Genomic DNA, 26361 nt, shown 5'->3' with positions numbered 1-26361 from the left:
GTCGCCGGGGCCGGCGTGCGGTGCGGAGCTCATACGCGGTCCTCCTGCCGTGCCAGCCGTTCGAGATGGTCCGCCGCGGCGGCCGCGCCACCCGCCGCACGGAAGGCGGCGGAGACCTCCGCGGCCGCGGCCCGTACCCGCTGCTCGCCCAGTACGGTGTCCAGCGCCGCCCCGATCGCCGCGGCACCGGCCCGCCCGAAGCGGATCCGGACCCCCGCCCCGGCGTGCGCCACCTGTGCGGCGATCACCGGCTGGTCGTCGCGAATGGGCGCCACCACCAGCGGCACCCCGTGCCACAGCGCCTCGCACACGGTGTTGTGACCCGCGTGGCAGACCACCGCGGCGGCGCGCTCCAGGAGGTCGAGTTGCGGGACGACGGGCAGCGCGATGACGTCCGGGTCGCCGGTCCCTTCGCCGAGCACCCCCTCCGGGTCGGCCACCACGGCCTGCACCCGCCCGGCCCGGGCCCGTACCGCGCCCGCCGCCTCGGTGAGGAACCGTGCGCCGACGCCGGCGTTCGCGGTCCCGAGCGTCACCAGCACCAGGGACCGGCCGGGATCGAGCCGGTGCCAGGGGAACGCGGCGGGGCGGGGCCGGGCGGCCAGCGAGGGGCCGACCCAGCGGATCCGATCGCCACCGCGCAGGGCGGGCCCGGCCAGTTCAGGCGTGCTGAAGGCCAGCACGAGGTGCGGGGAGAACCGGGGGTCGCAGGTGCCGCCCGGACGTCCGATCCGTTCCCGCAGGTCGCTCAGCAGCATGTCGTTCCAGGCGGCGACCCGCGGCATCGAGGCGAGCGCGTCCGCGAACTCCGCGGAGGTCGTCGCCGACGTCACCCACGGCAGCCCCAGGTCCTCGGCCACCAGGGCTCCGGCGAGCGCCTGCTGGTCGGCGACCACCACGTCCGGCCGGAAGGCGGTGACCGCCTGCCTCACCCCCGGCGCCATCGCCTCGGCGAGCGGGACCAGAAAGCGTTCCCACAGGAAGCGCAGCGCCTCGGGGCCGCGCAGGTCCGGCGCCCGGACGGCGCGCGGCCCTGCCTCGCCGAGCCCGGTCTCGCCGGGTCCGACCTCGCCACTCCGGCCCTCGCCGGGCCCGGTCCCGGCGCGCCCGCCGGGTCCGCTGCGTCCGCCGGGCCCGTCCGCGCCGAGCCCGCCCGGATCACCCGGGTCATCCGGGTCACTCCGTTCGCCCGGATCACCCGGTCCGCCTGCTCCGGGCGGCGGGCTCGACGGGCACGGGTGCACCACGGCGTCCGGTCCGGCCAGGCGGCGCACCAGCGCGGGTTCGCCCGCCCAAACCACCCGGTGGCCGCGGGCGGTGAGCGCGGACGCCACTCCCACGAGCGGGTTGACGTGTCCGACCAGCGGCGGCACGACGAACAGGAAGGAGCTCACCGGGAGCGCACCTCCGGCCCGGCCGCGACCGGCTTCCTCGCCGTCGTCCCCGGGCCCTGGCGGGCGACCCAGTCCAGGACGGCGTCCCGGACCCGCCCGGGCGCCTCCACCAGCACCGAGTGCCGCAGGCCCGGCACCAGTTCGGTGGTGCAGTGCGGCAGAAGCGCGCGCAGCCGCGGGGCCTGTTCGGCCAGATCGGATTCGGCGCCGTAGAGCGCGAGGACGGGGCAGCGGATGGAGCGGATCTGCGTGTCGTCGAGCACCGGGCTCGCCGGGATGTCCCGGGCGAGGGTGGTGTCCCGGACCAGCCGTCCGGCGGACTTCGCCAGGCGGGCGGTGTGGCCGCCGTGGTGGGCGGCGATCCAGTCGAGGGCGGCGCTCTCGTTGACGCTCATCTCGTGGCGGACCCGCTCCAGCAGCCGGGCGAGCTTGACCGCCCAAGCGGCGGTGGCGGGTTCCGACTCGACGGCCACGAGGCTCGCCACCCTCTCCGGGCGCCGCCGGGCGTACGCGAACGCGACCGTCCCGCCGTACGAATTGCCCACCAGGTGCACCGGCCCGGACACGCCGGTACCGGTGAGCACCGCGTCCAGGTCGTCGGTGAAGGCGTCGAGCCCGTATCCGGACGGGGGGCGTGCGCTGCGGCCGTGTCCCCGGTGGTCGTACATGACCACGTCCAGTCCGGCGGCGGCGAAGGCCGGGGCCACGGTGAAGTAGTAACTGGCGAGGCTGTCGGTGAGCAGCCCGTGGACGAGTACCACGGTGGCCCGTGCCGGACCGCCCCCCGTGGGCGCGAGGCGCTGCACGTGCAGCCGGACCCGGCCGGTGTCGAGGACGGTCACGGCCGGCCCCCGTCCGCGGCCTTCAGGCACACACAGATGTGCTCGACCAGCCGGCCCACGTCCAGCTCGATGATCTCCTCCAGTTCCATGCCGGCCACGAACTCGGCGAAGTTGACCGCACCGCCGTAGCGTTCCTCCAGCAGCCCGGCGAGCGTGACCAGGTCGATGCTCTCGAGTTCGAGGTCGCTGCCGAAGCGGGTCCGCATCGTGATCTCGCCCTCTTCCAGCTCGTATCCCTCCAGCACGTGCCGGATCATGGCGGTCAGTTCGGCGAGCACCTCCGACTCGTGGGCGCCGTCGTACACTGCGGGCCGGCTGGTCGTCATGACTCGTCCCCCTCCTCACGGTCGGAGCCCTGTCCCGGCGGTTCCGGGTCCGGGCCGGTCGTCCACGCCACGACGTACGCGCGCGGTGGCAGTCCTGGCGGGTTGGCGACCTGTACGCAGTCGACCCTGTACACGCGGGCCGGGGCGTCCGGGGCGTCCGGGGCGTCCGGGGCGTCCGGGGCTTTCGGCGCTTCCGGCGCTTCCGGGGCGGCCGCGGTGCCCGGGGTGTTGGCGCTGTCCGGGGTGTGCGGTGGACCGGGGGAGTGCGGTGTGGCCGGCCGGTGGACGTGGACCGTCAACCGCTCCCCGTCCGCGGCCGTCACCGCGATGTCCCTGGGACGGCCGCCGAAGCCCGTGCCCTCCGCCTTGGCGACGGCTTCCTTGGCCGCCCAGAAGCGGGTGAACCACAGCTCCGGCGGCTCGCCGGAGCGCGCCCCGCACGCCGTCAGCAGTACGCGTTCCGCCGGGCCGAGCGCCGTGGCCACGGTCGCCTCCGCCGGCACGGCGATCTCCTCGATGTCGATCCCCGGTCCCGGCTCCGGCCGGTCCGCCTGCGCACCGTCCCGGCCCGGCCGTGCCGGCGGGTTCCCGGGGCGGGCGAGCGCGACACCCGCCTCGGCGCGGTGCGCCAGCGACACCTCGAGCGGCGGCAGCGTACGCCCGTGCCGCCCGGTCACCCGGGGCCGTCCCGACGGCTCGTTGTCCACGAGGAGTTCGGCGGGGAAGACGGGCCCCTCCCCGGCGTCCCACAGCAGACGGCGCACGGCGTCCTTGGCGGCGATCCGGCCCAGCAGCCACTGCCGGCGGCCGCGCGGCGGTTTGGCGGCGTAGGCGGCACGCTCGGGTCCGCCCAGCATGTTGCGCATGATCAGCTCCCGTGAGGCCAGATCGGGCCAGCGTTCGAACACCAGCGACCAACCGCCCGGCCCGGGCACCGAGAGGGTGTTGCGGTCGGGGAACCGCTCCACCGGCCGGGTGTGCGGGTCGTTGTCGAAGCGGCGGTCCTGCCAGCCGGTCAGCTCCGCCCACACCCGGCCGGCCACGGTGAGCACCGCGTCGGCCTCCAGGACCGTGTCCGTGAGGGAGACGATCCGCACCAGGCAATCCACCGGCGTGCCGGGCAGCGGGGACGGGCCGAAGAAGCGCATGTGCCGCATCCGCACGGGGAAGACCACGGTCCGGTCCGTGCGGGTCGCCATGATCCAGTAACCGAGAACCTGGCCGACGTTGTCCAACAGGGCGCCCGGCGCGGGCGGTGCGGTGAGGGTGGCGCGCACGTGCCGGTCACCGACCGCCGTGAGCCGGCTGATGCCCTGGTAGGCGGGGCCGTGGAACATCCAGCGCTCGCGGTAGATCTGCTCGGCGGTATGGTCCGGAACCCGTTCGGAGGCGTGGTCCGGCGGTGCGGGCGGCGGCGGGGCCGCAGGGTGGCGGGCGGCCAGTTCCACGACGGCGCGCGCCTGCGGACCGAACGACACCGCCATCCGGCCCGGCCCGTGCGGGGTGACGGTGACCGGGACGTCCACGGGTTCGGACGCCGTCAGCCACCGGTCGAAGCACGCGTCGTGCACCGCCACGGCCACCTTCCCGGGTGCGGCACGCTCGGCCACCGCCATGAGGTGCGCCACGATCGTCGTCGCCGGCACCACCGGCCACCGGTCCGCCACGTCCGGCCAGCCCGGCCGTTGCGGGTAGAAGCAGTGGTCCAGCAGGTAGGGCATGTGTTCCACCGAGACACGCACGTGCCGCACGGGACCACCGGCGACGGCACCCGGCTGCCGCGGCCCGCCCTCCGGACGGGCGGCGACCCCCGACTCCGGCCCCGATTCCGGTCTCGACTCCGGCCCCGGCGGTGTTCCCGGCAGTGGTCCCGGCGGTGACGCCGTCGGACGCGCGGGCGGTGTTCCCGGCAGTCGTCCGTGGCCGGCGGGCAGGGGACCTCGTACGGGCCGTACGGCGGGCGGTGGTGCCGGACGGCGTACGGGCTGGGCCGGGCGGGCGGCGGCGAGGAGCGTGGCGGCGGTCCGCGCGGCCTCTGCGGTCTCCTGCAGCAGGGCCGACAGCTCCGCCGCCACGGGTCCGGCAGCCGCCGGCACGCAACCGGGCCCGGCCGCAGCGACGTCGGCGGTATGAACGCCGGCCGAAGCACCTTCGGCCCCCGGAAGAACCGCCTCCGGGAGAACAGCCTCCGGAACGACCGTACGCGGGAGAGCAGCCTCCGGGACGACAGCCTCCGGACTGGTGCCCGGCGCGGCGCCCCGCGCGCTGGCCACAGCGGCGGACGAGAGGTACGGGGCCAGGGAGGGACGGACCGATGGCGGCAGCGTCACCAGCGCGCCGCCGAGATCCAGCCGGACCAACCGCCCGGCGCGCCCGGACGCGGCCGGCGCGTCGACGGCCTGCGGACCGGTGGCGGCGCCGGCCGCCCACAGGGCGGTGGCCACGCGCCGGAGCTGGTCGAGCCCCCCGCGCTGAGGGGTGTTGGCGGCCACCACCAGGTGGTCCCGCCCCGCCAGCGCGTCACCCACCAGGGAGCCGAGCTGCCCGGGCCCGGCCTGGACGAAGACGCGGAACCCCGCCTCGTACAGCGCCCCGGTCAGCAGGCGGAACCGGACCGGTTCGAGCAGGTGGCGGACGAACAGCTCCCGGATCCCCGCCTCGTCGGCCGGGAACGGCGCACCGGTGGTGCCGGACCAGACCGGGGTGTGCGGGGCACGCAGCGGCAGCCGTTCCGCGGCGTCCCGGAACGGCCCGAGGTGGGGTGCCAGCATCGGGGTGTGGAAGCCGGAGCGGAACGGCAGCGTGCGGACCAGCACGCCCTCGGCGCGCAGCGCGGCGGCGAACCGCTCCACCGCCGCGGGCGGTCCGCACACCATGGACTGGCGGGGCGCGTTGTCGTGCGACACGACCACACCCGGGTGGTCCCCGGCGGCCAGCCGTTCGGCCACCCGGTCGGCGTGCGCGCCGACGGCCGCGTACGCCAGGTCGGCGGCCCGGATCGTCGCGGGATCGAGGGCGGCCATGAACGCGTCCACCGCCGCCTCCTCGTACAACCCGCCGGCGGCCATCGCCGTCCACTCGCCGACGCTGTGTCCGGCGACCGCGTCCGGGACGACGCCGATGCGGCGCAGCACGGCGTCCATCAGGCGGCCGACGGCGACGACACCGAGCCCGTGCCGGCCCAGCCCGCCGGGATCGCCGTCCAGCCCGCCGGGGCCGCCCGGCTTGCTCGGCCGCCCGGGGCCGCGCGGATCGCCGGGGCCGCCGCCCGGACCGGCGCCCGGAACCGGGGCGGGTGCGGCCGGCGGCCGGGGCAGGCCGAACCGGTCGGCGACGTCGTCGACCCGCGGCGCGAACTCGGCCTCCAGCCCGGGGAACAGGAAGACCGTCCTGCCGGCCTCGGGCGCACCCTCGCCGAGCAGCGGGTACGGCCGGAACCACACGTCGCCGCGCCCGTGCCAGGGCTCGCCCTTGGCGACGGCCCGCCGGGCGAGGGCGAGCCGCTTGGGGGTGGGGCACACGATGCCCAGCCGTACCGGCCCGGCGTCCGCGCCGTCCACCGGGCAACCGCCTGCCGGGCCCGCGGCCCCTGACGCCGCGTGCTCGTCGAGGAGGCCGATGAGGGCGTCGGCCGTGGAGGCGGCCAGGAGCAGTACGGGCTCCGGCTCGTCGACCACCACCCGCGCCGACGCCGCCCGTGTCGCCCGCGCCGGCACAGGCCGTGTCACGGGCGTGGGCGCGGCGGGAACGGCGGCCGGCGCGTCGCCCGCGCTGTGCGGGGCCTGTTCGAGGACGACGTGCGCGTTGATCCCGCCGAACCCGAACGCGTTGACCGCCGCCCGGCGCGGCCCGCCGCCCGGCCCGGCCTCCCAGTCAGCCGCCTTTGCGAGCGGCCGGAAGCGGGTCCCCGCCAGCGCGGGATGCGGATCCTCGCAGTGAAGAGTCGGCAGCAGCACACCGTGGTGGACGGCCAGCGCCGCCTTGACGAGCCCGGCGACCCCCGCGGCGGGCATGGCGTGCCCGATCATGGACTTCACCGATCCGATCACGGCCCGGTGTGCCGACGGTCCGGTATCCGCGGGCCCGAACACCTCGCGCAGGGTGGCCAGTTCGGCCGCGTCGCCGGCCGGGGTGGCCGTGCCATGTGCCTCCAGCAGCCCCAGCGAGCCGGGAGCCGCGGGATCCAGGCCGGCGGCACGCCAGGCCGCCCGCACCGCTCGTGCCTGCCCGGCCGGGTCGGGGTTCACCAGGCCGGAGGCCCGGCCGTCGCTGCTGATCCCGGTACCGCGGATCACGGCGTAGACCCGGTCGCCGTCGCGTTCCGCGTCGGCGAGGCGTTTGAGCACCACCACACCCGTGCCCTCACCGATGAGGAGCCCGTCGGCGCCGCGGTGGAAGGGGCGGATCCGCTCGGTGGGGGAGAGGGCGCGCAGCTGCGAGAAGACGCTCCACAGCGTGATGTCGTGACAGTGGTGCACGCCCCCGGCCAGCATGAGGTCGCACCGCCCGGATGCCAGCGCGGCGACCGCCTGGTCCACGGCCAGCAGCGACGACGCGCATGCGGCGTCGACCGTGTAGGCGGGACCCCGGAGGTCCAGGCGGTTGGCGACCCGGGAGGCGGCGAGGTTGGGCACCAGCCCGATGGCGTCCTCCGGCCGGTCGGGGCCCAGGCGTTCGGTGAACGCCGCCCGCACCCGCTCCAGTTGGCCCGGATCCAGACCGGGCACCAGCTCGCCGAGGGTGTGCACGAGCTGATGGGCGGTTCGGACGCGCTGGTCCAGGCGGACCAGGCCGGGGGTGAGGTAGCCGCCGCGCCCGAGGACGATCCCGATGCGGTCGCGGTCGGGCAGCCGGTCGGTGCCGCCCGCGTCGGCCAGCGCGTTCGCCGCCACGTGGAGGGCGATCAGCTGGTCCGGCTCGGTGCCGGGCACGGAGCGCGGCATGACCCCCAGCCCGGTGACGTCCACCTCCGCGACGGCGTCCACGAACCCGCCGCGCCGGCAGTAGACGCGGTCGGCCGCCGCCGGCTCCGGCGCGCTGCCGGGGTGGTAGTAGGCCGTGTCCCAGCGCCCCGGCGGGACCTCACCGATGACGTCCGCGCCGGCGCACAGGTTGCGCCAGTACGAGCCGAGGTCGGGCGCGCCCGGCAGCAGCACGGCCATGCCGGTGATCGCGACGGGGACGGCGCCGGCGCCCGCCCCGTACGGAGGGCGGGTCACCTCACCACTCCGAGGCGGTCAGGACGACGGCCCGCTCCGCCGGGTCGCCCCACGCCAGCTCCCGCAGGAGGGCCAGGGCGCCTTCCTCCGGATCGATGAGGCGGACACCGCGCCGGGCGTAGAGCCGCGCCAACTCCGGGCCGACCATGCCCCCGTGGGTCTCGGAGGGCGCCCACGGCCCCCAGTGCACGGTCAGCGCCCGCCGCCCGGTGCGGGCGGCCCAGGCGGCGCCGTACGCCTCCAGCGCGTCGTTGGCCGCCGCGTAGTCGGACTGGCCGCGGTTGCCGAGAACCGCCGCGATGCTGCCGAACAGTACGACGAAGGAGGGGCGTTCGGCCTCGGGCAGCTGATCCACCGCCGCGAGCAGCGCGGCCGCGCTCTCCGTCTTGGTGCCGTGGACGCGGCGGAAGGACGCCTCCGACTTGTCCTCGATCAGCCGGTCCTCGACGATGCCGGCCGCGTGGATCACCCCGTCGACGCGGCCGTGCTCCGAGTGGATCTCCTTGACGGCCTGGAGTACGGCGGCCGCGTCCCGGCAGTCGACGCTGCGGTACCCGGCCCGGCCGCCGGCGGCCCGTACCGCGTCGAGCGTCGCGGCGACCTCGCGCTGGGCCAGGATGAGGTCGGCGGCGCCGTCGACCGCGGCGGGGGAGGAGTGGCGGCCGGTACGGGCCAGCACGCCCCGCAGGGCGGCGCGGTCGTGCGCGGCGGCGGTCGCCGGGTCCTCGGGTCCGGTGGGCGCGGGGGTACGGCCGATGAGCTCGATCCGGCAGCGGGCGGCGGTAGCCAGCACGGCCACGCACCGCGCGGTGATCCCGCGGGCCCCGCCGGCGACGACCACGACGCTGCCGCGGTCCAGCCCCATGGCCTCCGCTTCGGCGGCGCCCTCGCCGGCCGGCCCCGCGCCGGTCCCGGCGAGCGGGCCGAGCGGCGCCTCGGCGAGCACCGGCGCGAACCGTCCGGCGGGCGTACGCAGGACGACGGGTTCGGTGCCGCCCGCGGCCAGCTCCGCCAGCAGCGCGTCCGCGGCGGCAGCCGGCCCGGGCGCACCACCCGGATCGAGCGCGACGCAGCGCACCCCGGCGTCGGGGTATTCGCGGGCCGCGGACCGCACCAGCCCGTCCGTCCCGGCCGCCCGTGCCCCGTACCCCGCCTCCCGGACGACCAGCAGGCGCCGCGGGGCACCGCGCAGGGCGGCCCGTACGACGGCGAAGCCGGCGGGCAGGAACGGTGGCCCGCCGTCGTCGCCCAGCGCGCTCAGCACGACGACGCCGTCCGGCGGGCCGTCCGCCACAGCCGTACCGTTCGTGCCTGCCATCGCCGTGCTGTTCGTGCCCGCCACCGCCGTGACATCCGTGTCCGCCACCGGCGTGAGGTCCGTGTCCGCCACCGGCGTGCGGTCCGTGTCCGCCACCGGTGTGGGGTCCGCGTCCGCCGTCACCGCCTGCGCACCGTGCTCCAGCAGCAGCGCCCGCAGCCGCGCGGAGGTCCCGCGCCAGGCGCCGGCACCGTCGCCGATCAGCACCCACCGTGTGCCGGTGAGGTCCGCCGCCGTCCCGGCGGTGCCCGCCAGCGCCGCCCGCACCATCCGGTACCGGCGGGGGGCGGCCACGACGGGCTCCGCGGGACCGCCGGTGTCACGTGCCGGGGCCGCCGGGGCGACGCGTTCGGCACCGGCCCCGCCACTCCTGGCGCCACCGGCCTCGGCACCATGGGCGCCGGACGTGTCCCAGCCGGGTGCCGACGGTCCGGCTCCCGGTTCCGGGGCCCTACTGCCGACGGGTTCCGGGCCGTCCGGAGCGGGGAAGGCCTCGGTCCCGACGGAAGGTACGACGTGGCCCTGAGGCGCGGCGGACGGGACCCCGGGCAGGTCAGGCTGATCCCCGGTCGCGCCGGGGCCCGTCGCCCGGTCCACCAGCCACCGGGCGATCTCGGACGCGGTCCGCGCCCGCGTCAGTTCCTCCAGCTCCGCATCGTCCAGTGCCGCCGGTACGGGACCGCCCGAGCCGCCGAGGCGACGCGCGAGTTCGCCCGCGATCTCGGCCCGCTTGATCGAGTCCACGCTCAGATCGGCTTCCAGGTCGAGGCCCGGCTCGACCATGTCCAGGGGATAGCCGGTGCGTTCGCTGATCAGCTCCAGGACCGCCCGTACCGCCGTCTCCTCGGTGAACTCGGTGAACTCGGTGGTCGCGGACGGCGGCACCGGCGGCGGGACATCCGGCCCATCGCCCCCCGGAACGGTCACGGCGTGAGCGTGCGGCAGGGCTTGGCCGGGCTGTGCATGAGCGGGCGCGGCGTCCTGCTGGACACCGTTCCGGCCGGCGGCCGCCGGATGCGCGCCCGCCGGAGGCGCACCGTACGCGGCCGGCGCCGCGAGGCCCGGTGCGCCGGCGCCGGCCGCCTGCCCGGTCCCGTACTCCGGCACCCGGCCCGGCACGGGTCCGCCGGTAACCGATCCGCCGGAAGCCGATCCGTCCGGTACGCCGCCGAAGTAGGCGAGCAGCACGTCGCGCTGTGCGGCGATCAGCTCCCGGCTGCTGCGCAGGAACTCGGCGATGAGCGCGTCCTGCGCGCCGGACGGCGCCTCACCGGGGTTCGTCGTCACGGGTGCCTCCACGACTCGTCGGGCCGGCGCGAGGGCGCCGGGAAGCGGCTCGCCGGACGCGGTACGGACGAGGTGCCCGTCCACCGTCCAGCCGGGCGTGCGCGGGGCGGCCGCGAGGTCGATGTCCACGGCGTCCCGTCCGTGGAACATCCAGTCGCATGCCACCGGCAGCCCGGCGACCGCCAGCCGGGCCACTGCGTCGAGGAAACCTGCCAGGCCGCTGTCGGCACGCGGTTCGCAGGCGACGACCCGGTGCGGCCGGTCGCCCAGGACGTCCGCGACGAGCCGGGTCAGCACCCGTCCGGGACCCACCTCGACGAAGGTCCGGGCCCCGGCGCCGTACATCGCCTCGATCTGCGCCGCGAACCGCACCGGCGCTCCTATCTGCGCGGCGAGTTCTTCGCGCACCGCCTCGGGGCCGGGCGCGTAGGGGCGGGCGGTGCGGTTGGCCCACACCTCGAACTCCGCTTCCCGTAAGGGCTGTTCCGCCAGGACCCGACCGAAGGCCGTCCCGGCCGCGGCCACGACCGGACTGTGGAAGGCGCACGCCACCGGCAGCCGCTTCACACCCAGCCCGGCGTCCCGCAGCCGGCGCACCGCCGTCTCGACCGCGTGCGTCGGTCCCGACAGGACGCTCTGCCGCGGCGCGTTGTGGTTGGCGACCACCACCCCGTCCAGCAGCGGCGGCCCGCCCAGCACCCGGCCGATGTCCTCCGGCGGGGCGGCCACCGCCGCCATCGCGCCGGGATCGTCACCGGCCGCGTCCAGGATGGCCGCGGCCCGGGCGGAACTCAGCCGCGGCAGCGCCTCGGTGTCGATGACACCCGCGGCGCACAGGGCGACCATCTCGCCGTAGCTGTGGCCCGCGGCCATGTCGGGCCGGATCCCGCAGCGGGTGAGCAGTTCGTACGCCGCCAGTTCCACCATGCCCAGGGCGGGCTGCGCGGCCCGCGTGTCGGTGAGCGCCCGCCGCGCCACCTCCCGGGCGGCGTCGTCGAAGGCGGCGGGCGGGTACAGCGCCGCGACCGTCCGGCCGTCCGCGTCGGCACCGAGCAGCCGGCCGAGTGCGGGGAACGTGGTGAAGAGGTGGGCGGACATCCCGGGCCGCTGACTGCCCTGTCCGGGGAAGAGGAACGCCGTACGCCCGGCTCCCTCGTCGCCTTCGGCCGCCCGGTGCACCCTGCCCCCGGCACCCGCCGAGGCACCCGCACCCGGGCCGAGCCCCGCACGCGCCGAGGTTCCCGCACCCGGGCCGTGCCCCGCACGCGCGGAGACTCCCGCGCCCGCAACCCCGCCCTCTCCAGCACTCGCCCCAGCGCCCGCCACCGCGCCCGGGTCCGACTCGTCGTCCGCCTCCGCCGCGGCCCGCAGCAGCCGGCACAGGTCCTCGGTGTCCGAGGCGACGAAGGCGATCCGGACGGGCCCGCGGGCCCGCGCGGCGCGGTGGGACGCCGTGGCGGCCAGGTCGCGCAGCCGCCACGGGGTGTCACCGCGGGCGGCCGCGGTGGCCAGGTCCAGCAGTCCGGCGGCGGCGCGCCGGGCGGCCGCCGGGTCGCTCCCGCGGAACAGGAACAGTTCGGCCGGCCACGCGTCCCGGGCGTGCGCCGGCGGCGGCCCGTCCCCGGCATGGGCGGCCAGAACGGCGTGGAAGTTGGTGCCGCCGAAGCCGAACGCGCTCAGCCCCGCGTACCGCCGCTCCGGTGCGGCCGGCCACGGCAGCGACTCCCGGTGGAAGACGAAGGGGCCGGTGCCGGGCCGCCAGGCGGCGTTCGGGCGCTCCAGGTGCAGGGTCGGCGGCCGGATTCCGGTGTGGAGAGCCAGCGCGGTCTTGATGAGCCCGGCCAGCCCCGCCGCGCACTTCGTGTGCCCGATCTGGGACTTCACCGAGCCCAGCACACAACTCCCGCCGCGGGCACCGGCCTCGGTGAAGACCGCGGTGAGCACGCCCAGTTCGGTGCGGTCGCCGACGACCGTTCCGGTGCCGTGCGCCTCCACCAGACCGACGTCGGCGGGGGAGACCCCGGCGCCGCGGTAGGCACGCTCCAGGGCCGCGCGCTGGCCCTCCGGCCGGGGCGCGGTCAGCCCCAGGGAGCGGCCGTCGCTGGAAGCGCCGACCCCCTTGATCACCGCGTACACCCGGTCCCCGTCCCGCTCGGCGTCGGTAAGCCGTTTGAGGACGACGCAGGCGACGCCCTCCCCGAGGGCGATGCCGTCGGCGTCCCGGTCGAAGGCGCGGGAGCGGCCGGTCGGGGACAGCGCGTGCACGGAGGTGAAGAGCGCGTAGTCGTTGATGCCGTTGTGCAGGTCCGCGCCGCCGCACAGCATCACGTCGCTGGTGCCGAGAAGGAGCTCCTTGCACGCCACGTCCAGGGCCGCCAGCGAGGAGGCGCAGGCGGCGTCCACCGTGTAGTTGGGACCGCGCAGGTCCAGCCGGTTGGCCACCCGGCCGGCGACGACGTTGGCGAGCATGCCGGGGAAGGTGTCCTCGGTGAGCCGGGGCAGCTGCTCGTCCAGCCCGGCGGGCACCTGCCCGTAGTAGGAGGGCAGTACGGCCCGCAGGGTGGTGGCGTTGGACAGGTCGCTGCCGGCCTCGGTGCCGAACACCACCCCCGTCCGCGTACGGTCGAAGCCACGGCCGTCCTCGCCGTAACCGGCGTCCTCCAGGGCGCGCCGGGACGCTTCCAGCGCGAGCAGCTGCACCGGCTCGATGCTGCCCAGGGACGCGGGCGGAATGCCGTACCGCAGCGGATCGAAGGGGATGCGGGGCAGGAACCCGCCCCACTTCGACGCGCTGGCCGGGCCCTTGCCGTCCGGGCCGGGGGAGCAGTGCACGGCCGGGTCCCAGCGCTCCGGGGGCACTTCGGTGACGGCGTCGCGGCCGTCCAGCACCTGCGCCCAGAAGGAGGCCAGGTCCGGAGCGTTCGGGAACATGCAGGCCATGCCGACGACGGCCACGTCCAGCGGCGCGGGCGCCCGGGTGCCGGGCTCGGCGCCGGCCTGCTCCCGCCCGGCCCGCAGGGCGGCGCGCCGCCGGTCGAGGAAGGCGGCCGCCCCGTCGGTGACGGACGCGTGCAGCGCGGCGACGGTGGTGGTGGCATCGCGCAGCACCGCCACCTGACCGGCCATGAACATCCCCTCGGCGTACTGCCGTTGCTCGTCCACCGGAACCAGGGCACCGTCCCCGGCACGCTCCACGCCCTTGCTCGCCAGCCGCAGCCGGCCCACGTTGAGGCGCTCCAGCCGCTCCCAGACCTCACGGTCGGGAACGCCCCGCGCGCGCAGGCCCGCCGCCAGGTCCCGGAAGCCCTCGCTGAACGGGCTCGGTACGCACCGCGTGGCGTGCCCGGGGGCCGTGCGCAGCAGGGCCGTGCCTTCGGCGGCCAGGACCTGCCGCTGGAACAGGGGCCGTACGGCGCCGTGGGCGACGGCCTCCCGGGTGAACAGGTAGGCGGTGCCCATCAGCACGCCGATCGCACATCCGCGGGCGCTGAGCGGCGCGGCGAGGGCCGCCACCATGGCGGCGGAGCGGGCGTCGTGCACGCCGCCCGCGAAGAACACCTCGATCTCCGGCGCGGCGCCGGGATCCTCCCGCAGGTGGTCGAGCAGGACGCCGGTCTGCGCCTCCCACAGGGGGAAGCTGTTGCGCGGGCCCACGTGGCCCCCGCACTCGGCGCCCTCGAAGACGAAACGGCGCGCGCCCTGCCCGAGGTACTGGCGCAGCAGTCCGGGGGAGGGCACGTGCAGGAAGGTGCGGATGCCGTCCGCCTCCAGGGCGCGGGCCTGCGCGGGCCGGCCCCCGGCGATGACGGCGTGGCTGGGCCGGTGCGCGCGCACCGCGTCGAGTTGTGCCGTACGGGTCTCCTCGGGCGCGAAGCCGAGGATGCCCACGCCCCAGGGGCTGCCCGCGAGCGCGGTGGCCGCCTCGGAGAGCAGGGCGTCGGCCTGTTCACGGCCGGCGAGCGCGAGGGCCAGGAAGGGCAGGGCCCCGCCGTCGGCGACGGCACGTGCGAAGTCCGCCCCGTCGCTGACCCGGGTCATCGGACCCTGGGCGACGGGCAACCGGGTGCCGAGCGCCCGGCTCATGGGCGACCCGGCGACCGTACTCCGGGCGGCGGTGTCGTCCTCGGTCGCCGCCCGGACCGCTTCGGTGACGGCGCGGACGGCGCCGGCCGCGTCCCGGTGGCGGTCGGCGAAGAGGGCGGCGAGGAAGGCGTCCTGACCGGCCGGCAGCAACCGGGTGTCCGGGTCGCGCCCGCCGAGCAGGCCGGCGACCCGGTCGGCGGGCAGGTCGGTGACCGGCGGGGCGCCGGGTGCGCGGCGGTGCAGGAAGCGGTGGCCGCCGAGCACCGTGGTCTCGGAGCCGTCCACGGATCTCAGGACGGCGGCGACGGACGCGGGGACCGATGACTCCGCGAGGAGGGCCAGCTGGGTGTCGAGCACCACTCCCGCCGCTCCGCCGACGACGGCGGCGGCGGCCGTGCCCGGCGCCATCCCCCCGCACGCCCACACCGGGGGCCCGTCGGGGCCGGTGGCGTCGAGGAGTTGCTGGAGCAGCACGAACGTACTCAGGTCCCCGATCCGGCCGCCGCATTCGCTGCCCCGGGCGACGAGGCCGTGCGCGCCGTCCTCCAGGGCGGCCCGCGCTTCCGCCAGGCTGGTGACCTCGGCCAGCACCCGCACGCCGGGTGGCAGGTCACCGGGCCGCAGCCGGGCCCCGACATCGAGGAGTACGGTACGGGGCCCGCCGGGCCCGCCGAGCAGGCCGGCCGCGTCCCCGGGACGTAATCGGCACCGCTGACCGATCCGTACCCCGTACCGCCCGGGGAGCCACCCCCGCAGGTCGCGGAGGGCTTCACGGGCGGCCCGGTCAGCGGCCCCGAGGTCCAGGACGCCGAGCCCGCCGCCGCGGGTGACGGCGGCCGCGAGCCGGGCGTCGGGCTCGCCGAAGGGGGTCAGTCCGATGACGGTATTCAGGCCGTGCGCTGCCGACGTCATAATTCTCCGAATGTGCGATGGCGTTGCCCGGAGGGGGGTATTCCGGCCATAACAAAGGCCGCGGGAAAGCACAAGGTCGCGCGGGCCCGGAACGGGAATTCGGGCCTTTCGGTGAACGTAGCGAAAGTATCGGGAAGTTACTGAGGGGTCAACGCTGCGTCCCTGATCCGAAGGCGGCGGTGCGGAAGCGGCCACGCGAGGTGCGGATCCCCGGCAGGAAAAGCGGATGCTCACCGGGAGAATGGCGCGTGACGCCTCACCCGTAATGAACGGCGTGAATGCGTTGCCCCGGAGCGGGTGCACTGGAGCCGGAAAGTACTGGTCAGTAGCGTCATGAATGCCCATGACGGCTGCCGGTGCCGGCGCTCTGTTGTCCGATTCGAGTCGCGCACCCTTCAGGCCGCAGACGGGCAACTGCGGCCGCACGGACCCGCGGCCCCCGGCGAAGCCCGCACCGCATCCGGTGCGCTCCGACCCCAGCCTCGAGGGTGCGGCTGGGCGGGGCCGACCGTCTCCGGACCACGGCGCTTGCCACCGCGCCGGCCCACCACGGCCGGGACCCGTGGGACCCGTGGGACCAGAGGGACCGGTGGCCGACTCGACGTCCGTGCGGCCGAGACCCGCGCCGACGCCCGGTGGGCTACCGCGCGGCCGCCGCGGCACCTCAGTCGAGCAGGCCCAGCCGCGCTGCCTGCACCCCCGCCGCGAAGCGGCTCTCCGCGCCCAGTTTGGCGACCAGTGCCGTCAGGAGCCGGCGCAGCGTGCGCTCGGAGCACCCCAGTCGGCGGGCGATCGCCTCGTCCTTCGCCCCCGCGGCGAGCAAGGCCAGCACCTCGCGTTCCCTCGGCGAGAAGTCCTCCGTCCCACCGTCGCAGCCGACCCGCTTGCCGTCCGCGGCCGTCGGGCGGCCGATGCCCCAGTGGTGGTCGAAGACCCGGGCGAAGCACTCGGCGAGCCGGGCGCTGTGCAGCACGACGTCCCCGGACGTGTCGGTCGGGTCGTCCGTGGGCCCCAGGGCCATGACCGTCACGGCCCGGTCGATGACGTTCAGATGGAGCGGCACGGTGGTGGTCACCCGTATCTGCGCGCCGTGCTCCCTCAGAGCGGCGAGGTAGCGCGCGGCGCCCGTGCGCCGCGCGGCCCGGGCGGACACCAGCAGGCGCAGCTCGACCCCGCGTTCCAGCATCCGCAGATCGAAGTCCAGGCCGCGCTCCAGGACCTCCCGTTCGGGGAACGTGCTGCGCAGACCCAGGACTTCCTTGCGGCACAGCGTGTCCAGGTCCTCGATGCGCTGCCGCAGCCGGGCGCGGTCGCCGAAGAACTCCGCCTCGACGGTCTCCCGTGACGTGACCTGGGACCCGGGGAGCAGCCGCAGGACGTCCTCGAACGCCGCCATGCCCCGGTGGAGCTCCGCCACGGACCGGTCGACCCGTGCCCGCTGCTCGGTGAGCAGGTCGTGCAGCGCGCGCTGCGGCGAGTGCACCCGACCACGGCGTTCGTCGAGCAGCCGACGCTCGGCGAGCCAGCTGCGTACGTCCGCCGGCAGCGTGACCGGCGAGGTGGGCGCGTGGTCGGGCGCGGTGGACGCGGCCTCCTGGGCGGCGTGCGCGGGGTCCGGGGTGGCCGCCGCCCTCGCCTTCGCCGCGGCCGCGTCCGCAGAATCCTGGGCGGTGGACGCGGGGGACGCGTCGGGCCGGTCCGTACGGCCGAGGAGCGCTTCGTACGCGCTGCGCGCCGCCGTCTCGATGCCGCTCGGCTCGCCCGACGGCCTCTCCCCGGTGCGTGACGACCCCCCGCCCACCCGTGCGCCCGGCGGCGCTTCAGGCAGGGATCCGTCGGCGGATCTTGCTGGCATGGACAGGACCTTAGGACGGTCACCGCGCTCCTGACCATGGCTCAGGTCACTCCCGCCCGGCTGTGTCCGCCGGCGGTCACGCCTGATTCGGCCGTGGTCAACCCTCCGTTCCCGCCAGTATGTTTTCGCCGCGCACCGCAATCGCTCCGACGCCCCGGGCGGCGATCCCGCCCATGGCCGGCCGGTACGGTGCGCGCCGGCAGACCTGCCCCGAGGGGCGGACCGCGTGGTCCCGGCAGGTCCTTGTTCCCGCCCCGACCGGTGACGGGTCCCCACCGCCACCACCACCGCCGCACGACGTCCCCGTCGCGCCGCCCGCTGTTCCACCTTCCGCACGCTGCCGAGCCATCCCCAGGAGACGGTTCCCGCCGTCCTCGTACGGCTCGCCGGCTGCGCCCCCACCCACCGGCCGTGTCCTTGGCGGCCGGTACCACGAAAGGTGTCAGCCCCACATGCGCAAGACGCACATCGCCGCCCTCGCCCCGACCCGGCCGGTCTCGCCAGGAGCAAGTCGGTCACGACGCGCCACCTCTACCAGCGGGTGCTCAAGGGATTCGCCGCCGATCTGACCCCCGGCCAGCTCGCCGCACTGCGAGCCGACGCGCGGGTGGTGTCCATAGAGGAGGACCAGAAGGTCAGCTCCACGGCCACCCAGACCAACGCACCCTGGGGCCTGGACCGCGTGGACCAGCGCAGCGGCCGGAACGGCACGTACACCTACAACCGCAACGGTTCGGGCGTGACGGCGTACATCATCGACACCGGAATCGACACGGCGCACGCCGACTTCGGCGGCCGGGCCCGCAACGTCTTCGACGCCTTCGGAGGCACCGGCCAGGACTGCAACGGCCACGGCACGCACGTCGCCGGCACCGTCGGCGGCACGACCTACGGAGTGGCCAAGGGCGTCCAGCTGCGCGGTGTGCGCGTGCTCGACTGCCAGGGTTCCGGCTCGTTCTCCGGCATCATCGCCGGCTTCGACTGGGTCCGGCAGAACGCCGTCAAGCCCGCCGTCGCCAATGCCTCGCTGGGCGGCGGCTACTCCGTCGCGCTGAACAACGCGGCCACGGCGCTCGCCAACTCCGGTGTGCACCTCGCCGTCGCGGCGGGCAACGAGAACCAGGACGCCTGCAACGTCTCCCCGGCGAGCGCGTCGGGCACCATCACGGTGGCCGCGTCCGACTCCTCGGACCGCAAGGCGAGCTTCAGCAACTACGGCAGCTGCACCGACCTCTACGCCCCCGGGGTGAGCATCCCCTCGGCCCGGGCGGGAGGCGGCTCCACCTCGATGAGCGGCACCTCCATGGCCTCACCGCACGTCTCCGGTGTGGCGGCTCTCTACAAGTCGGCCTACGGCGACGCGTCCAGCGCCACCGTCAACAACTGGCTGACCAGCAACAGCACCGCCGGCGTGATCAGCGGCAACATCACCGGCACCCCGAACCGCCTGCTGTTCAAGTCCACCCTCTGAACGACCCCCGTGCGCGCGGCGTCCTCCTCGGACAACCCCACCTTTCCGGCGGGGGCGACGCGTGAACCCCGGCCCGGACGGCTCCCACCGCCCGGGCCGGGCCGTTCACCCCGGTCGTCCGCCGGCCGAGGACGCACAGGCGCCTCGGGCGTCGGCGTCGACGGCAACCCTGGAGAGGGGAGGCACGACGACGGAGCCCGGGCACCGCCCACTGCCGCCGCGCTCCCTGCCGCCCCGCCGCCCGGGGCCCCGCGCTCAGACCGCGATCGCGTTCAGCGTCGCCGGGGAGACCGCCGGGGAGACCGTCGGCGCGGCCTGGGCCGCGTACTCGGCCCACGCCCGCGCCAGTCTGCCCACCGCCTCCGACAGCAGCTCCGGGGGGAGCAGGAAGTGCAGCCGCAGGCAGCGCGTGCTCCCGCCCAGCGCATCCATCGTGGCGCCCGGCAGCACCGCCACACCGTGCCGGAGCGCCACCTGCGCGAAGGCGACGCCGTCCCCGTACGGGAGGCGCACCCAGAGCGTCTGGCCGCCCTCGGCCGGCGGGCAGCTCCACGACGGCAGCAGCCGCGCCAGCTCGCCCCGCAGGTGGTCGTGGCCGGCGCGGAGCATCCGCGCCCGGGCCGCCACGATCGGCGCGAAACCGCCCAGCAGCCGGGTGGCCACGAGCTGGGCCGGCACGTCCGACCCGAGGTCGTGGAGGGCCTTGAGCCGGGCCAGCCGCGCGATCAGCGGGGCCGTGCCGCGCACCCACCCGATCCGCAGCCCGCCCCACACCGCCTTGCTCAGTGACCCGACCCCGATGACGTCGCCGTAGGAGGACAGCGACCGCCACGGCACCGCCGGCTCGAACGCGAGGTCCGCCAGCGCCTCGTCGTCCACCAGCGGCACCCCGAGCCCGTTCGCCGCCTCGACGAGCCGCCGGCCGGCCAGCGGGGGGAGCACCGTCCCGGTCGGGTTGTGGAACCGGGGGACCACATAGGCCAGAGCGGGCCGGCGGCTCTCCATCACCTCGACCGCCTCCGCCACGTCCACCCCGTCCGGCCCCACCGACACCGGGTGCGGGACGGCCGCCGCCTCCCGGAACAGGTCCAGCGCTCCCGGATACGTCGGCGCCTCGACCAGCACGCCGTCCCCGGGCGCGACCAGCAGCCGGGTCACGAGCGAAAGGCCCTGCTGCGCACCCGTGGTGACCAGGATCTGCTCGGGACCGGTGGGGACGCCGCGTGCCGCGTACCGCCCGGCGATCGCTTCCCGCAGAGCCGGAAGACCCGCCGGGTGGTAGCCCAGGTCGCCGGCCGGGAGGCTCAGCGTCCGGTACGTCTCCGCGAGCTCGGGCGGCGGGTCCAGCGGAGCCGCGCAACTCATCAGGATCACATCGTCGGGCGTCTCCAGCAGATGCAGGAACAGCGGGTTGGACGTCTCCCTCACGCGGGGGCCGGGTGGCAGCGCGGCGGACGCCACGCGCGTCCCGCTGCCCTGCCGCCGTACCAGCCGCCCTTCCTGACGCAGCGTGTCGTACGCCGCCACGACCGTGGTCCGGCCGACCGCGAGCGCGGTGGCGAGCCGCCGGTCGGGCGGCAGCAGGACACCCGGAGCCAGCAGCCCCTCGTCGATCAACTGCCGGAAACGTGCGGCGAGAAGCAGGTACAGCGGGCCGCGCCCGGCCGACCAGCGGCCGAGACGGGCGACGAGTTCGTCCAGGGGCGGAGAGATTGGTTCCATCGCCGGACCAATCTGCCGGAATTGGTCCTGTGACCGCAAGCGGGCCGCCCGTTCACTGGGATCCATGAGCGACGACACCGCAGCACTCCGGCCCGAGACCCTCGCCGTCCACCCTCCCCAGGTGCAGATCACCGGCAGCACGCCCCTGGGCGTCCCCCTCCACCAGGGGCACGTCTTCGCCTTCGGCAGCGCCGACGCGATGGCCGAGGCCTTCCACTCGCCCGACACGTTCGTCTACAGCCGCCTCGGCAACCCCACCGTCCGCGCCCTGGAGGACGCCGTCGCCCGCCTCGAAGGCGGAGCCGCCGCCCTCTCCTACGCCTCCGGCATGGGCGCCATCAACGGCCTCCTGCTCGGACTGCTCTCCGCCGGGGACCACGTCATCGCACAGCGCTGCCTCTACGGCGGTACGTACGCGATGCTCACCGACCTTGCCGCGCGCTGGGGCGTCGAGGTCACCTACGTCTCCGGAACCGACCCCGAGGAGGTGCGCCGGGCGGTGCGGCCCGGGACACGGCTGCTCTACCTGGAGACCATCGCCAACCCCACCACCAGGGTCTCCGACCTGCCCGCCCTGATCGCCGCCGCCACCGAAGCCGGCGTCCCCAGTGCCGTCGACAACACCTTCGCCTCGCCCCTGCTGTGCAGGCCGATCGAGTACGGCGCGGACGTGGTGATCCACTCGGCGACCAAGTACCTGGCCGGGCACGCGGACGTCCTCGGCGGGATCGCGGTCTTCAAGGACCGCGAACTGTACGGCCGCATCCGCCACTACGCCGTCGAACAGGGCGCCGTCACCGACCCGTTCGCCGCCTGGCTGACCCTGCGGGGACTGCAGACCATGCCGTTGCGCATCGAGCGGCAGAGCGCGAGCGCCCTCGACCTGGCCGGCCGGCTCGCCGCCCACCCGGCGGTCGCGGCCGTCCGCCACCCGGCACACGCCGGGCACCCCGACCACGCCGTCGCGCGGCGGCTGCTGCCGCGGGGCGGCGGCGGTGTCGTCTCCTTCGACCTCGCGGGCGGACGCGAGGCGGGCCGCGCCTTCATCGAAGCGGTCCGCCTGGCGGCCCTGACCGCTTCACTGGGCGATGTGAAGACCCTGGTGATGCACCCGGCCTCCACCTCCCACCGCCAGCTCGACGCCGCCGCCCTCGACGCGGCCGGCATCGGCCCCGGGACGGTACGGATGTCCGTCGGCATCGAACACGTCGAGGACCTGTGGGCCGACCTGGAACAGGCGCTGGAGCAGGCGTGGGCGCAGACGCCGGAACGGGCGCCGGCCGGGGCGGCGACGACCGCTTCACCGGACACCCGGCTGCCCTAGGGCTTGCCGGGCGGCGCGGTCCGGCCGCGGGTTTCGACGGCCGCGGGAGTGGCGTCGGTGTTGAGGTCGAGGCCGCAGGTGCCGGTCGCCGTCACGCCGTCCCGGCCCGTCACCAGCACCGTGGCCCGGCCGTCGCGGTCCTTGGTGTAGGCGGCGGTGCAGATCAACTGGCGCACCGCCGTCGCGTCCAGCCCGCCGAGGGGGAGGGGCAGGTCCACCTCGACCTTTCCGTCCCCGGCGAGCCGGACCCGGACGCCGCCGGCCACGACCCGGGGCAGCGCGGTGCCGAGCCCGGCGGCTCTGTCGGCCTTCCCCGGGCCGCTGAGCAGCGCGGAGATCACCTTCTCCGCCGACGCGGGCGGAGCCGCCCCGTCGGCCTGCCGGTACTCGTTGCCGAAAGCGTCCGCGGGCCGGAACGACCGGATCACGGGGGCCAGCTCCCCGTGCGGCAACCGGAAGAACAGCAGCGCGTCGTAGCCGGGACTGACGAAGGCCTGGACACTGGCCGGACCGCCCGCCTCGATGACATCGGTCTCCTGGACGCCGCATCCGGCGAGCAGCAGGGCTGCCACCGGCCCGGCGGTGAGCGCCCACCGGCGTGCGTGCCCCTGCCTCACGCGCCGTCCCCTTCCCTGTGCAGTGGTATCTCGACGGTGAAGACGGCGCCTCCCCCCGGCAGGTTCCCCGCGCGGACCGTCCCTCCGTGCAGCCTGACGTTCTCCAGAGTGATCGCCAGCCCCAGGCCGCTGCCGGCCGAGCGGGTGCGCGCCGCGTCGGCCTTGTAGAAGCGGTCGAAGATGTGCGGCAGCACTTCCGGCCGGATGCCGGGGCCGCTGTCGGCGACCTCGGTGACCAGCACCGGCACCCCGTCGGAGTCCGTCCCGCTCCGCAGCCGCACGGTGACGGGCGTACCGCCGTGCCGCAACGCGTTGCCGACGAGGTTGGCGACGACGATGTCGAAGCGGCGCGGGTCGAGCCGCACACGGATCCCGTCGGGCAGCTCGGCGCGGACCCGGCCGTCCGTCCAGTGCCGGTTCTCCAGCGTCTTGCGGATGGCCTCCGCCGCGTCGAGTTCGTCGGTGTTCAGCTCGGCCGCGCGTGCGTCGAAGCGGGAGATCTCCATCAGGTCCTCGACGAGCGTGGCGAGTTTCCCGGTCTCCGAGCTGATCAGCCTCACCGCCCGGGCGGTGTCGGGGTCCAGCCGGCCCGCGTCCTCGTCGAGGACCTCGGTGACCGCGAGCATGCCGGCGAGCGGGGTGCGCAGCTCGTGCGAGACGTCGGACGCGAAACGGCGGGCGCGCGCCTCGGCCTGGCGCAGTTCCCGCACGGAGTGCTCGAGCTGGCCCGCGGACTCGTTGAAGGTGTGGGCGAGGTCGGCCAGCTCGTCGCTGCCCCGCACCTGGATCCGCGTGTCGAGCCTGCCGCTGCCCATGCTGCGGGCGGCCTCCCGCAGCTCCCGCACCGGACGCAACACGCTGCGCGCGGCGAGCAGGCCGGGCAACAGGGCGACGGCCAGTCCGGGCAGGGCCCCGTCGCGTGCGGCGGTCAGCAGCGCCTCGGCGTTGACCTGCTCGTCGGTCATCCGCATGACGGCGTACAGGATCAGCCCGGTGGGCAACACCCCCTCCGGACCGGTCCGGAAGACCGTGGGCATGGCGATCGTCAGATACGGGACACCGTCCTTGACGACCCGCTCGAAGCTGCCGTGCGGATCGGCCAGCGCCGCCCGCCGCAGCTCCGGGGTGATGACGCCGGAGACGGGGCTGGTGCCGGAGGAGACGCGGACCGACCCGTACTCGGCGAAGACGACCCACGGGCGCGGCTTGCCCTTGCGGGCGATGTCGCGCAGGACCTCCTCCATGCCCTCGCCCTGCACGGGCAGGGCGAAGCCGGTCTGCTGGATCTGGTCGCGGAACGACGAGACGGCCGTGTCCTGCGCGGTCTTCAGCAGGGCGCTGCGGGCCTCCCGGTAGGTCAGCGCCGCGGTGGTGCCGGCGCTGACGGCCGCGACGAGCAGGAACGCCAGCACCAGGCGCGTGCGCAGACCGAACGCCCGGCCGCGCCGCACCGGCCGCCGCCCGGCCGGGTCGCGGCGCACCCGGCCGCCGGGGCGCCCCCCCGGTCACAGCGGCCCGAAGCGGTAGCCGAAGCCCCGCAGCGTCTGGACGTACCGGGGCGTGCCGGAATCGTCCTCGATCTTGTTGCGCAGGCGGCGGACGCACGCGTCGACCAGGCGCGCGTCGGCGTGGTAGCTGTGCTCCCACACGTGCTCCAGCAGTTGCTGGCGGCTGAAGACCTGCTCCGGGGCGGCGGAGAGGTGCAGCAGGAGCTTCAGCTCCGAGGGAGCGAGCGCCAGGCGCCGGCCGGCCTTGGTGACGGTCAGCCCGGCCCGGTCGATCGTGAGGTCGCCGTGGACCTCCGTGGCCGGGCGCTCCGGTCCGGTGTCCTCGATACGGCGCAGCACGGCGCGGATGCGCGCCTCGATCACCTCGGGGCGGGCCGGCTTGACGATGTAGTCGTCGGCGCCGGCCTCCAGGCCCACGATCATGTCGAAGTCGTCGCCGCGGGCGGTGAGCATGATGATGGGCAGCTGGCTGTCCTCGCGGACACGACGGCAGACCTGCACGCCGTTCATCCCGGGCAGCATCAGGTCCAGCAGCAGCAGATCGGGGCGGAACTCGCTCAGCGCGGCGAGTCCCGCCTCGCCGGTGGCGGCCGACCGCACCTCGTGGCCGCGGCGGCGCAGACCGAGTTCGACGCCCTCCCGCACGGCGGGGTCGTCCTCGATGAGCAGTACGCGGGGCATCAGCAGTCTCCTCGGTGGTGATTCAGCGCCGGGCCGCTCGACGACGCACGCCGGAGAGCAGCGCGTCGAGTTCGGTCAGCCGCAGCGGTCGGGCGAGCAGCGCGAAGGTGAGCACGATCACGGCCACTCCGGCAGCCGCCGCGGCCGCCGTACCTGCCCGTGCGGCCACGGACGCCGCGAGGTGGCCCAGCGCGGCGGCGGGAACGGCGGCGAGCAGCAGCCGTCCGTGCGCCACGACGGCGGACGACCGCCACGGCCGGGCCACCGCCAGCCGGCGGCTCAGCACCAAGCCCGTGACGGCCCAGCCCCCGAACAGCGCCAGGGAGTACGCCGCCGCCATCCCCGTCACCGCCCACCGGGCCGGCAGCAGCTGGGCGGCGGACACGGACAGGCCCGCGTTGAGGGCGACGATCACCAGGTTGAGCAGGAAGGGCGTGCGCGTGTCGCCGAGCGCGTAGAAGGTGCGGGAGAGCACGTACTGGCCCGACATGGCGACGAGTCCGGGCGCGAACGCCATCAGGATCCCGGCCATGGCGGCAGTGTCGCCCTCGCTCGTCCTGCCGTAGCCGAAGACGAGGGCCATCACGGGGTGCGCGAGGGCGAACAGTACGCATGCGGCGGGGACGACCGCGGCGGCCGAGGTGCGCAAGGCGTGCGACACGTCCCGCCGCAGGGCCGCGGTGTCCGCGTCGGCGGCCGCCGCGCTCATCCGTGGCAGCAGCGCGGTCACCAGGGAGACCGTGATGATGCCGTGCGGCACCACCCACAGGGCGTAAGCGTTGTTGTACGCGCTGTAGCCGGGGCCTCCCTGCAGGCCCGCGGTGGTGGCCAGCCGGGTCGTGACCCAGTAGGCGGCCTGGTTGGCCAGGACCAGCAGCACCAGCCAGCCGGCCGACCGCAACGGACGTGTCAGTCCGCTGCCCCGCCAGTCGAAACGCGGCCGCCAGCGGAAGCGCGCCGCGCGCAGCGCCGGGACGAGGGCGAATGCCTGGACGGCGATCCCGGCGGTGGTTCCCCAGCCGAGCAGCGCGGTCTCGCCCGCGGTGAGCGTGTCCCCGCCGCCCATAGCCAGGGCCAGATACAGACCGAACACGCTGATGACGACGACGTTGTTGAGGACCGGCGCCCACATCATGGCGCCGAACCGGCCGCGCGCGTTGAGTACCTGTCCGAGCAGCGTGAACAGTCCGAGGAAGAAGATCTGGGGCAGGCAGTAGCGCGCGAACGCCGTCGTCATCGCCGCCTGCGGGCCGCTGTAGTCGGTGTAGGCGTCGACGATCGCGGGTGCCGCCCACACCGCGGCCGCGGTGATCGCCAGCAGGGCGACGACGCAGACCGTGATCAGCCGGTCGGTGTACGCTGCTCCGCCGTCGTCGTGCTCCTTGGCCGCCTTGACCAGCTCGGGCACGAAGACGGCGTTCAGCGCGCCGCCGAGGAGCAGCATGTAGACGATGGTGGGCAGTGAGTTGCCGACCGCGTAGCCGTCGGCGGTGGACCCGATCGTGCCGAGCGCCGCGGCGACCACGGCGGACCGGGCGAAACCGGTAGCCCTGGACACCAGGGAGCCGGCGGCCATGACGGCACTGCTGCGCGCCGCGGAAACCGCCTTGCCGGCGTCGCCGGCCACGGCTCCGGCCCGAGGTTCCGTACCGGAGCGCCCGTCCTCCGCGCCCGTCTGCGTACCGGAGGGGCCGTCCGGTGCCGTGATCGTCTCCGTACCGGAGGGGCCGTCCGGCGCCGTACCCGGATGATTGCCCGGCGCCGCAACGGGACCGTTGCGCGGCGCCGTACCGGGACTGTCG

Annotated in this window: 13 protein-coding genes; 2 read left to right on the top strand and 11 right to left on the bottom strand. The window is 75.7% G+C overall.

The annotated features are described in order from the left end of the window. Window positions 1-29: 29 nt before the first annotated feature. The 6 genes from ACIA79_RS26500 to ACIA79_RS26475 all read right to left on the bottom strand — a co-directional run bounded on the left by ACIA79_RS26500 (window position 30) and on the right by ACIA79_RS26475 (window position 17236). The gene (locus ACIA79_RS26500) at window positions 30-1394 is read right to left on the bottom strand and encodes a glycosyltransferase (RefSeq protein ID WP_399430833.1); all 1365 of its coding nucleotides are present in this window, start codon (window positions 1392-1394) and stop codon (window positions 30-32) included. Further along, a complete protein-coding gene (locus tag ACIA79_RS26495; protein WP_399430832.1) occupies window positions 1391-2236 on the bottom strand; it encodes an alpha/beta fold hydrolase in 846 nt (281 codons plus the stop codon). The genes ACIA79_RS26500 and ACIA79_RS26495 overlap by 4 nt, the downstream gene beginning before the upstream one ends. Beyond that, window positions 2233-2562, bottom strand: coding sequence for a phosphopantetheine-binding protein (locus ACIA79_RS26490; protein WP_399430831.1), 330 nt, complete (start codon window positions 2560-2562; stop codon window positions 2233-2235). Before ACIA79_RS26490 ends, ACIA79_RS26495 begins: the two co-directional genes overlap by 4 nt. Beyond that, window positions 2559-7781: a beta-ketoacyl synthase N-terminal-like domain-containing protein gene (locus ACIA79_RS26485; RefSeq protein WP_399430830.1), complete on the bottom strand. Its 5223-nt coding sequence runs from the start codon at window positions 7779-7781 to the stop codon at window positions 2559-2561. The genes ACIA79_RS26490 and ACIA79_RS26485 overlap by 4 nt, the downstream gene beginning before the upstream one ends. Window position 7782: 1 nt before the next feature. Next, window positions 7783-15381 (bottom strand): SDR family oxidoreductase, encoded by a 7599-nt coding sequence (locus tag ACIA79_RS26480; RefSeq protein ID WP_399430829.1) that lies wholly within the window; start codon window positions 15379-15381, stop codon window positions 7783-7785. 664 nt (window positions 15382-16045) lie between these two features. After that, window positions 16046-17236: a LuxR C-terminal-related transcriptional regulator gene (locus ACIA79_RS26475; RefSeq protein ID WP_399430828.1), complete on the bottom strand. Its 1191-nt coding sequence runs from the start codon at window positions 17234-17236 to the stop codon at window positions 16046-16048. Window positions 17237-17777: 541 nt separating this feature from the next. On the opposite strand from ACIA79_RS26475, the gene ACIA79_RS26470 reads away from it, so the two are divergent. Further along, window positions 17778-18707 (top strand): S8 family serine peptidase, encoded by a 930-nt coding sequence (locus ACIA79_RS26470; RefSeq protein ID WP_399430827.1) that lies wholly within the window; start codon window positions 17778-17780, stop codon window positions 18705-18707. Window positions 18708-18962: 255 nt separating this feature from the next. On the opposite strand, the gene ACIA79_RS26465 is transcribed toward ACIA79_RS26470, so the two are convergent. After that, window positions 18963-20429 (bottom strand): PLP-dependent aminotransferase family protein, encoded by a 1467-nt coding sequence (locus ACIA79_RS26465; protein WP_399430826.1) that lies wholly within the window; start codon window positions 20427-20429, stop codon window positions 18963-18965. A gap of 64 nt (window positions 20430-20493) precedes the next feature. Here ACIA79_RS26465 and ACIA79_RS26460 point away from each other — a divergent pair, with 64 nt between their 5' ends. Then, window positions 20494-21753, top strand: coding sequence for a trans-sulfuration enzyme family protein (locus ACIA79_RS26460; RefSeq protein WP_399430825.1), 1260 nt, complete (start codon window positions 20494-20496; stop codon window positions 21751-21753). Here the strand turns inward: ACIA79_RS26460 and ACIA79_RS26455 are convergent. From ACIA79_RS26455 to murJ, 4 genes are read right to left on the bottom strand one after another with little or no spacing between them, the layout of a single operon-like run. Next, entirely contained in the window at window positions 21750-22370 is a 621-nt protein-coding gene (locus ACIA79_RS26455) for a hypothetical protein (protein WP_399430824.1), read from the bottom strand. The genes ACIA79_RS26460 and ACIA79_RS26455 overlap by 4 nt on opposite strands. Continuing rightward, complete coding sequence (locus ACIA79_RS26450; protein ID WP_399430823.1) at window positions 22367-23851, bottom strand: ATP-binding protein; 1485 nt, start codon at window positions 23849-23851, stop codon at window positions 22367-22369. Before ACIA79_RS26450 ends, ACIA79_RS26455 begins: the two co-directional genes overlap by 4 nt. A gap of 24 nt (window positions 23852-23875) precedes the next feature. Further along, window positions 23876-24559, bottom strand: a complete 684-nt coding sequence (locus ACIA79_RS26445) for a response regulator (protein ID WP_399430822.1) — start codon at window positions 24557-24559, stop codon at window positions 23876-23878. Between the two features lie 22 nt (window positions 24560-24581). Then, on the bottom strand, window positions 24582-26135 hold the full coding sequence (gene murJ / locus ACIA79_RS26440) for a murein biosynthesis integral membrane protein MurJ (protein WP_399430866.1): 1554 nt from the start codon (window positions 26133-26135) through the stop codon (window positions 24582-24584). Window positions 26136-26361: the final 226 nt, after the last annotated feature.

This window comes from Streptomyces sp. NPDC051310, assembly GCF_044455245.1.
Classification (GTDB): Bacteria; Actinomycetota; Actinomycetes; order Streptomycetales; family Streptomycetaceae; genus Streptomyces.
The sequence above is the reverse complement of the archived record's forward strand: the minus strand, read 5'-3'. Positions and strand labels throughout refer to the sequence as shown.

Excerpts from the sequence above, each read along its gene's own strand:
- ACIA79_RS26490 (WP_399430831.1), bottom strand. The coding sequence starts at position 2,562 with ATGACGACCAGCCGGCCCGCAGTGTACGACGGCGCCCACGAGTCGGAG.
- ACIA79_RS26480 (WP_399430829.1), bottom strand. The coding sequence starts at position 15,381 with ATGACGTCGGCAGCGCACGGCCTGAATACCGTCATCGGACTGACCCCC.
- ACIA79_RS26475 (WP_399430828.1), bottom strand. The coding sequence starts at position 17,236 with ATGCCAGCAAGATCCGCCGACGGATCCCTGCCTGAAGCGCCGCCGGGC.
- ACIA79_RS26465 (WP_399430826.1), bottom strand. The coding sequence starts at position 20,429 with ATGGAACCAATCTCTCCGCCCCTGGACGAACTCGTCGCCCGTCTCGGC.
- ACIA79_RS26460 (WP_399430825.1), top strand. The coding sequence starts at position 20,494 with ATGAGCGACGACACCGCAGCACTCCGGCCCGAGACCCTCGCCGTCCAC.
- ACIA79_RS26445 (WP_399430822.1), bottom strand. The coding sequence starts at position 24,559 with ATGCCCCGCGTACTGCTCATCGAGGACGACCCCGCCGTGCGGGAGGGC.
- murJ (WP_399430866.1), bottom strand. The coding sequence starts at position 26,135 with ATGGCCGCCGGCTCCCTGGTGTCCAGGGCTACCGGTTTCGCCCGGTCC.